The sequence below is a fragment of the Lysinibacillus sp. NPDC093190 genome, assembly GCF_050280425.1.
In the GTDB taxonomy this organism is placed as follows: Bacteria; Bacillota; Bacilli; order Bacillales_A; family Planococcaceae; genus Lysinibacillus.
The window spans coordinates 38,769-47,990 of the sequence record NZ_JBNNVG010000035.1 but is presented as its reverse complement, the minus strand read 5'-3'; the positions used below and the strand labels follow the sequence as shown (position 1 = coordinate 47,990).

Annotated in this window: 7 protein-coding genes and 1 pseudogene; 1 reads left to right on the top strand and 7 read right to left on the bottom strand. The window is 31.0% G+C overall.

Features of this window, described 5'->3' with window-relative positions; genetic code table 11:
- Positions 1-169: 169 nt before the first annotated feature.
- The 5 genes and pseudogenes from ACQKOF_RS21510 to ACQKOF_RS21490 all read right to left on the bottom strand — a co-directional run bounded on the left by ACQKOF_RS21510 (position 170) and on the right by ACQKOF_RS21490 (position 5,672).
- Positions 170-1,285 carry a hypothetical protein gene (locus tag ACQKOF_RS21510; RefSeq protein WP_427561543.1) on the bottom strand — a complete coding sequence of 372 codons (1,116 nt, stop codon included), beginning with the start codon at positions 1,283-1,285 and terminating at the stop codon, positions 170-172.
- A 314-nt stretch (positions 1,286-1,599) separates the two neighbouring features.
- Positions 1,600-2,493, bottom strand: a complete 894-nt coding sequence (locus ACQKOF_RS21505) for a Shedu immune nuclease family protein (RefSeq protein WP_427561540.1) — start codon at positions 2,491-2,493, stop codon at positions 1,600-1,602.
- 868 nt (positions 2,494-3,361) lie between these two features.
- The gene (locus tag ACQKOF_RS21500; protein WP_427561537.1) at positions 3,362-3,652 is read right to left on the bottom strand and encodes a hypothetical protein; all 291 of its coding nucleotides are present in this window, start codon (positions 3,650-3,652) and stop codon (positions 3,362-3,364) included.
- Positions 3,653-3,811: 159 nt separating this feature from the next.
- Positions 3,812-4,131: pseudogene (locus ACQKOF_RS21495) on the bottom strand (toprim domain-containing protein); the annotation flags it as partial.
- Positions 4,132-4,598: 467 nt separating this feature from the next.
- Entirely contained in the window at positions 4,599-5,672 is a 1,074-nt protein-coding gene (locus ACQKOF_RS21490) for a glycosyltransferase (RefSeq protein WP_427561534.1), read from the bottom strand.
- A gap of 332 nt (positions 5,673-6,004) precedes the next feature.
- Here ACQKOF_RS21490 and ACQKOF_RS21485 point away from each other — a divergent pair, with 332 nt between their 5' ends.
- On the top strand, positions 6,005-6,628 hold the full coding sequence (locus tag ACQKOF_RS21485; protein WP_427561531.1) for a response regulator transcription factor: 624 nt from the start codon (positions 6,005-6,007) through the stop codon (positions 6,626-6,628).
- Between the two features lie 207 nt (positions 6,629-6,835).
- Here the strand turns inward: ACQKOF_RS21485 and ACQKOF_RS21480 are convergent, their stop codons facing one another.
- Positions 6,836-8,014, bottom strand: a complete 1,179-nt coding sequence (locus ACQKOF_RS21480; RefSeq protein WP_427561528.1) for a hypothetical protein — start codon at positions 8,012-8,014, stop codon at positions 6,836-6,838.
- 62 nt (positions 8,015-8,076) lie between these two features.
- Entirely contained in the window at positions 8,077-8,811 is a 735-nt protein-coding gene (locus ACQKOF_RS21475; protein ID WP_427561525.1) for a hypothetical protein, read from the bottom strand.
- Between the last annotated feature and the right edge of the window lie 411 nt (positions 8,812-9,222).

Sequence of the window (9,222 nt, the reverse complement as noted above, 5' to 3'; positions counted from 1 at the left end):
ACTATATCAACAACCGACCAAGAAAATGTCTTGGTTGGAAAACTGCAAACGAGGCTTTTAATGAGCAATTGTTGCACTTAATTTGACAAATCATCTTATAAAAAAGATTGATTAAAATCAAAACTTTAAAGAAATATTTATACTACTTATTAACAGATAAAGCTGATATTTACTTGTAGTTGTCTATATTATCAATTATTTCTTCCACCCTGTTTCTTTCTTCGCTATTCATATATTCATCAGACATTAACAATGTTAAAGCCTTATTATTTTCAGCTATTAGTAAATATCTTTTCATTAAATAAAGATATAAATTTTCTATATTTACAGTAGCCTGTCTTATATCATTAGCTGTTTTAATATTAATGTCTTGATAAGTAAGTGTTGGTGTAGCCCTCTTAGTTTCAGTGTATTTTGTTTCTTCTGCTGATGTTCTTTGCCCTACAAGCTTATCGTGCATAATTGTCAAATTATTAAAAAAATACTCAATAATAATCTGCTCCAATTCTTCCTTTGGCATATCTGAAGAAAAACCTTCTAAAGGCGTTATCATCGAATTCTTAAATAAGTACATAGGAGCAAATCCGTGCTTTAGTTTATTATACATATCATAATATGTAACATCTTCATCTGAATTCCTAAGGATCGCACTAGAAATATTAAATAAGCTATCATTAATTCCCTCAACAATATTTTGAACTGCTTTGTAAATCAGTTCCTCTTCATTGTTAGTTAAATTCTTAAAAATCTTTCCGATATCCCCCTTTGATTCAGGGAGCGAAAAAATCCTTTTGATTTGTCTTTTTCCTTTATTAGATGCTATAGAACTATAAAAGCCGATTGGATTCGAATATGCTAAAAAAGTCTCAGCGATATCTACTTGATTATTCTTATACTCTGCACATGCTACACACATACCTGCGAAATCCTCTAAAAATGTACCTAATTTAATTACCATATCCGCATAAACAGCTTGAAGAGTTAAAAAATCATTTATTTCTTTGTTTTCCTTATTTAAAAGGTCTACAAATGTATTGTAAAGAACCTCCAGCATACCACTTCTCTGCTTTATACCAAAATAATACTTACTTTTTAATAAAGCGACTGTTTCAAAACTAAAAATGGCTACAGCTTCATTGAATTCATTCACTTGATCTGGATTAGGTAGGATTAATAAAGTACTGATATCTTCTTTTTGATTTTCAAATTTATATCCAAAAGGTATATTTAGAATATTAATTTTGTTAAATTCCTCTAAATATGTTGCTTTTGATTCTATTGTCATATAATCTCTCGCTCTCTTATAATGTTAATTATTCTTCGCATTATATAAAGAAATATTTAGCAATATCTTTTTTTCACTGCAAATTTTATAAGCAATATACCACTAAATTGGAATTTCCTTTGTTTTGAGATGTCTAAAGCAAAATCAAATTCCAGAAAAATGTTTTTTTAATAAAATTTTTTCTTAATGAATATTCAGAAATAACACCTTCCCCAAAAAATAGAATCATTTTTTCTGAAAAATAAATAAAAACATACCTCTTGCTGTCATTCTAGTTTGTTATCGTTTTTGTATGTCTAGGAATAAGGAACACTTTATTCCCAATCACCAGAGTTCCTTAACCCAAAGGGTTTTTCTTCCCCAAATTTTTCCCAATATCCAATTCTTGAAACAAGAAAATTCTTCCGCTCTACGTCTATTTGCGAATTATTAATTGCTTCCACTTTGTTAGTAATTTCATTTAATTCTTCGGCAAATACTGGCCCCAATTTAAATGTTGGTGAAACATATTTAGCTATATATTTTCTATCCTTAACCTGACAAGTAATGGTGTTACGAGCTTTATACATAGGAGTTAATCTATCAAATGTCATATATACTTCATTTTCTCTATGTAAATGCGCTCTTTTTTGATTTAAATCAGGTTTTCCTTCAAATTCATTTATGGAAGAACCATAAATTAAAACGAATTGTGGTTTAACTACTTTACCATTAAGTATTTCCCGATCTATATCGTAGTACTGATAAAATAAACTTTGATGTGTAGGATTTTCGTACCATTGTTTCCATTCGCTAAGCTGATTTTGAGCTTGGGTAAACTCTGCTGTTGGTTGACCATTTTTTCTAAACCATTTTTTATTTGGTTTCTCGATTTCAATAAAAATAGGGGATATATTCAAACTATCAGTGGACAGCCATAAAAAATCAGGTATCTTAGTTGTCAAACCTTGTAACAATGGCTGTGTAATTAGAGCATTATTATACGGTGCATGACCGGATTCGCCATATATTCCGAAAGCGCCTGGTAACAGCGAAGGATTTCTTTCGAAAAATTCTTGGAACTTTTTTTCATCGTCTGCATTTTCTTCTATTAATATTTTATACTCATTCATTACCTTTTTTTCATAAACTTCCCACTCGATTGCTTTAGGCGCATCATACACGAGTTCATATGCCTTTTTGGAAATAGAGCCCTCTCTAAATGTCATAAACTTATCACTACTTTCAATGATATTCTACATAGAATTATATACTAATTACTGGGAATTTGAAAGGCGAATAAAACCTTCTACATCTGATAAATAAGATAAGGACTTTTTCATTCCATGCGTAGAAGATGGTAGTATTCCAAATTATGAATAACTACCATGATAATAAGAAAGTGGAAGAAGGAAAAGGTTATTTTTCGTATGTTTAACTAGTGAAAAAACAGCCTGTTAATTATTAATGTCAAAAAAGATGTATGGACATCCAAAACAACCTCACTGAGACTTTAGTAGATGAGTGACTAGTACCAAACACAGCAATTCCGTCAAAATACTAATAATTAAGAGCAGCTTTTTAATAGAATTTAAAAGCTGCTCTTTTTTGATAAATATTTTAAATATACATTTTTTTAAATCTGTGGACATATTTTATAATTCTAATAGTCACTAAACAAGTGGTAATAAATATACTAAAAGTTAAACCTATATTAAATGTATAGGTATTGTTGAATCCTTTTAATTCATTTACAGATGCATCTTTAGATATGAAATTAATCGGAGAAGATAATATTAATGACCACCAGGATAAAAAGTTCGGTATTTCCATTAAAATTAAATAAAATATTAATTTGAATTTACTTGATAAATTTTCCCAAACATCAACTAAATAAGCATTATAAATTAGAGTGTAAAATCCAAAAAATAAACCCCTATAAACGCTGTCGTCCCATTAATTTTCATATAAAGGAGGTCAATATTATATCCCACACTTAGAATGTACAATAGTGCATTCCAAGAACCTAAAAAACCCAATATAAAAATTGAAAAATTCCATTTAAAATCATCACTGAAATCCCTTTTAAATAATTTTTTAATTAAAAAAAATATTTAAAAAAATTGTAATGAGAGAAAAAAGTAAGTAACTATAAGCAGTAGGTTGACCGTCAAAAAATTTTAATGATATACCTAAGTTTGCTTTTAGACTCAAAAAAACTAAGAATGCTAACGCTACAAAAACAATAAACATTGTTGTAGCTCCGATACCTTGTACAAATATGTAATTTTTGGGGTATTTAATTTCGGGTACATGTTTAATATTTATTGAAGGCTCTATACTATTTTTATTTCTCTTTTTCTTTTTTTTGCGACTGCGTTTACCCATAATTTATCAATCCATTTCTTTTAATAGCATATAAATTTATAGAATTATGTACAAAATTACTTTTATAATTATGTGCATTTATAAAATCAAAGATAATATTTAAATATAAATAAAAAAAGTGTTTTAGGATTTATGTGCATATAGTTTTTATAGAGATACACCAGCATCAGTAGCCACAATGATTTCATTGACATCATTACGCGTTAACTGTGATTTGACCGCATTAAATTGCTTACCCGTCTGCTTCATCACTACTAGCTTCATTCGTTCTGGCACATTGGAAGGTCTTCTAAATTCCATGTTTTATATTTATTATCGTAGGCTTCTGGATCAGCTAATGTCACTAAATGACCTAATGCCCAAGTAACTATATATTTGTCACCTTCTAAAAATCCGTTCCCCTTTTTATTACATTTCAAAACATTTGCTATATCACGTGCAACTGAAGGTTTTTCAGCAATAACTACACTTTTAACCATATATTCGTACTCCTTTACTAACTATTAATTTCTAATATACCATAAGTTCGTGGCTGAAATTATTTAGAGGCATCTACTTAGTCTTCATTGTTGGAAAACTGATTAGGTAGCGATGAAAAATGATCTGGTATATCAGAAAATTGATCGGCTAGCTGGAAAAATGATCAGGTACGCCTGAGAACTGATCGGGTAGACGATTAATTTAAAGAGCAAATTCACGTTAATTGTGAATTTGCTCTTTTTCTATGCTTCAAATAAAAATATCGAAGATGAACTGCATACTCAAGCTCTTAAAACATATGTTGAGTTAACAGAATGTTCACAAAATCGAAAGGAGATAAATTAATGGATGCTCGAACTTTCAGACCTCGGAATGTGATTTGTATGACCATTGTTGTTTTTATATCGGTGTTAATTGGTTACGGTATATATATAAATTTTATTGATGTTCCCTTTCCATGACGGCCTTATTTCTTTAACTGACTTAACAAGTATTTTCGGTTGTCTAGTATGCGTTGATCGTTTGGCTTAAATTTACGTGCTGCCTCATTATGCTGATATGCATTTTCATAGAGACGTAAGCGATTGTATAACAAACTTAACTGTAAATGAGGAAGCCATGTAGAATAAGCATGCTTTTGAATACCCATTGTTTGTTCTAAAGGATGCTGTAATGCTTGTGAATACCAGTAAATAGCCTCTTTATTTTTCAATTGCTCCTTAAAAAAATGACCAATTCGACAGCATGTTTCTGATCTTGGTCGATCATATAATAATGATTGTAAAATAGCTTGTGTTGCTTGTTTTGAATCGTGTAGCTGTTGGTAGCAATCCGCTAAATTTAAGCACGCTTCGATATTTTCATCAGCATTGCCTTTTGTGGAATCTAGGAAAATATTATAGTGATTGATAGCTTCTAAAAATCGCTGATGATTTTTTAGCTCATTTGCGTAATGAAAAGTTTCTCTAGCTGAAAATGGGTGCCCTTCTTTCATTAAACGCTCATAAATACGAATATTGCGATGAATATCACTTTTTCTTGGCAAATGTGTAACCGCTATATCGCTATGATAAAGCTGGCCTGTTACATCTAAATACTCATGGACGGCACCCCGCCACTGAAAATTACGTGCACGTTTTACGAGACGAAACCTTTTTTCACTTGATTCTACACAGCCATCAGCATCCAACGTTACATAATAATCCATGGAAACAGCATCGACATTTGGATGATAAAGTGACTGTTTAAGCTGTAGAAACTTTTGCTGATGTTCTGTTGTGATCACATCATCTGCATCGAGCCATAAAATAAAATCTTTCGTAGCTTGCTGAAAGGAAAAGTTACGAGCTTTGGCAAAGTCATCACACCAGGTAAAGTCGAAAATTCGAGAGGTATAGTTTCGGACGATATCTTTTGTACGATCAGTTGAACCTGTATCTATAATATTGATTTCATCCACTAAATGTTGAACGGAATCTAGACATCTTTCAATAATACATTCTTCATTTTTGACAATCATACATAAACTAATCGCAAACATCGGTCCCCTCCTTTTTTTGTAATAATATATGCAAGCTTAAAAATTTATCGAGGCGTTTTATCATTTTATCGCCCTACTTTTTTGAATTTATCACTCAATTTTTTAATTTTCACAAAAACATTGACGGAATTATAATAAATGTTTACCTTTTCCATAATTGTATGTAATCATATAAATATATGGCTCATCACCAAAAGTTGTGGATGACATTTGTTAATACATATGCCCTGTATATAAGTTGATTGGAGTGAAGGCTGGACGATTCCTTGGGGATTATCGTCACAGATTATGAAGGGGTAAAAATAGAAATTACAATATAAAAAGGTGAGACTATGATTAAATTACTAATATTGGATGATCATCCCGTTGTTCTAGAAGGTACAAGAACATTATTGAAGGGCATAGATGAAATAGAGATTGAAATTTCTTCTAACATCACTGATATAATGCCAAAAGTTCAAGATCACTTTTTTGATATTTATTTATTAGATATACATATGCCTCAGAAAAATGGTGTACTACTTGCCGAAGAAATTAAACAAATAGATCCTGAAGCCCGTATTATTCTTTACACAGGATGTAACATCACAGATTATTACCACTTAATATTAAATTATAAAATTGATGGTATTGTTGATAAAACGGCCAGCAGGGATCAACTACTTAGGGTAATTTATTCCGCTTTAAACGAAGAATTGACTGTTCCAAATGATTTTATTAGTTATGTAAAAAGATTCATGGATCAAGATAACAATATTTTTATCGGAGGCATCAACGAAAAAGAAATCAAAATATTAAGACTAATATCACTAGGATATACGAATAAAGCAATTGCTGCCGAACTGGATGTGACACAAAGAACTGTTGAAAAATATATCGCAAAAATTTTATCAAAATTAGAAGTAGATTCTAGGATAGCGGCAACAATTAAAGCAAAAGAGTTAAAATTAATTTAAAGGAGGACTAAAGAGGACCTCAATTAGCTCTACTTCTCTACTAACAGACATTTTACGGAAGACGCATATAACATAAAACCTCTCCTTGTCGATAGTTTATCATCATTAGGAGAGGTTTTATCATTATTGATGAAATTCCCAGCTATAAGCACCGACCTCCCCCTTGTGTTGCCGTCAATTTTTGCACATTTAGAATTATGAGTTTTATTATTGCAATACCTTTAAATCATACGAATAAACCTTTTTACTTGAGGAATGATTGATAATTTCATCCAAACCATTGATATCAAATGAATCTGTCAAATTCCCCTTATCAAGTGAATAAGTTTCTAAATAATAGTAGCCATTTTTATCTTCACTGTACCTTAATACATATAAATTCCCATCTTTAAAATAAGTCTCTTCATTGTGACGGATTTTAGATTGGCTTGCTTTTTTGAGTTTAAATGCCTTTGAGACTGCATGTGTTTTTAAATCAAAAGAATAAATTTCGCCTAATCCATTAGCATAAAATAACTTATTTTGATAAATTGTTGCTGAATTTTTATAATTATAAGGAATCGTAGCTGTTAAATCTACATCATTGTATTCAATAAACTTAAATTTCTCTTGTTCTAAAGTCTTTTTATTAATTCTATAAATTGATACACTTTCCTTAGATTCACTTATTATAGTTGATAAAATTAAATAATAATAATGCTCATCAGTTAAAATTGGCGCCAGTGCTTGCGTGCTATCAATAGATAATCCTTGAAGAGTAGTAATATCGTTAATTTTTAATTCTTTATCAAATGTTACTTCTCTTAAGTTAAAAGTCTTTGTTTCAAAGTCTTGTGTGAGTATATTAATCCCTTTTTCCGTTACCCCAGAGATCAAAATATAATAAGGAATACTGTCTACATTGATTTTCTCAGCATTACCATACCGAACGTCTGAATTGTAACCCGATTCTTTAAATCCACTATTATAAATACTAAAAAATAAATCTTGAGAGGGTAAATAACCCGTCCGTTCACCGGTATACTGTGGGGTGTCCATATTAATCTGTTTAATATCACCATCTACAATTCTTATAGTATTTTTATCTTCTAATAATAGCTGATTCTTACCGACAGCTATACTCCCTAGTTCAAGCCCATTCATAGCGAGCGCTTGAGTTGAATGGTCCTCCTTTACAAAAACACTATAACTTAACCCCTTATTATCAAAGTCTTGGTCAGCCGTTGTCGAAAAATAAATAACTGCTTTAGTAATTTTTAATAAATCTTTGTCAACGTTTTCAGCTGATAAAAATTGTGAGGAATCTTTTATATTTTGCTGCTTAACAAGAATGATAACTATAAAAATTATGATTAAAGTAATCCCTATAAATATAATTTTTTTCAAATTAGTTCCTCCCAAAAATAAAGATCGTCTCTAAATAATTAAAGACGATCTTTATAAAAGAATTAAATATTTCTTACTAACACTGTATCTGGTGCATCTCGAATATCACGTGGATATACACCTAGTCCACCGTTCACGTCTAAATCTAGATTACCGTTTAATTTATATGCTGACCAAATTAGTTTAGAGCAATTTTTAGCCCCATCATGTCCAGTTAAACGGTTTGTAGCAAAATTGTAAGAATATAGTTGTCCGACTTGGGAATATGTCCAATCCGCTGCATTATTACGATTTGTTGTAGATGTTGAAACAGACTTTACTACTGCTCCAGAGCTATCGACTTTACGTGCACTAGTTGAAATTGTTCGAACTCCATCAGAAGGTACAGATTCTACAATTGTTGTTGACGTATAATACATCCCAACATGTCCATGATCTAAATAAGCTGTTTCTGACGGTGTATAATAGAAGTTCCCTTTTGTACTAGATCCTACGCTAACAGTCCCTCCACTTCCACCACGAGTTGATATTCCATACTTTTCTTGAGAATAAGCTGATTTTTCTGCAATACCTTTTGCTTCATCTTCTTTTAATTCTGTATAAATTTGTTCAAGAATAACTTGTTCTGATTGTCCTGTATTTGAAGCAATCATTTGAACATCCTGCAACAATTCTTCCCTCGAAATGTCCGGTTGGAGTTTTAAAATGTCGTCTACATATGATTCAGCATCCGTAATACTTGCGTGACTAAATAACATAACAGTAGTTAAAGAAAGTGCTAATATTGCTTTCTTCATTTTTACAGCTCCTTTAATCGTTTTAGAAAAAGTTAAACCCGGGTTAATATTAATTTTAGGCTATATAATACCGAAAATACCACTTCGCTTTTCCGAACAAGACTATGCAATTTACCGACTTGATTTTGTACAGCATCTGTCCCCTCTTTTTTATAGCAATATATGCAGGTAAAAAAAATTTATCGAAACTTTTTTCGTTTTATCGCCTTATTTTTTGAATTTATCGCCCAACTTTTTTAATTTATCACCTAACTTTTTATATTTATCGCCCAACTTTCACTTTTTATCGACACTCGCTCAAAAGAGTATACTCTTCGGCAAAGCAAGTGGTTAATTTCCGTTCCGACTGAGCGTTTTCTTGGAGCGTCCATGAGCCGTTTCACATGGCGTGTATTTTTTGGACAACATCAC

What these genes read in the sequence shown, in the direction of transcription:
- ACQKOF_RS21510 (WP_427561543.1), bottom strand. Translation starts at nt 1,285, where the DNA reads ATGACAATAGAATCAAAAGCAACATATTTAGAGGAATTTAACAAAATT.
- ACQKOF_RS21505 (WP_427561540.1), bottom strand. Translation starts at nt 2,493, where the DNA reads ATGACATTTAGAGAGGGCTCTATTTCCAAAAAGGCATATGAACTCGTG.
- ACQKOF_RS21500 (WP_427561537.1), bottom strand. Translation starts at nt 3,652, where the DNA reads ATGGGTAAACGCAGTCGCAAAAAAAAGAAAAAGAGAAATAAAAATAGT.
- ACQKOF_RS21490 (WP_427561534.1), bottom strand. Translation starts at nt 5,672, where the DNA reads ATGTTTGCGATTAGTTTATGTATGATTGTCAAAAATGAAGAATGTATT.
- ACQKOF_RS21485 (WP_427561531.1), top strand. Translation starts at nt 6,005, where the DNA reads ATGATTAAATTACTAATATTGGATGATCATCCCGTTGTTCTAGAAGGT.
- ACQKOF_RS21475 (WP_427561525.1), bottom strand. Translation starts at nt 8,811, where the DNA reads ATGAAGAAAGCAATATTAGCACTTTCTTTAACTACTGTTATGTTATTT.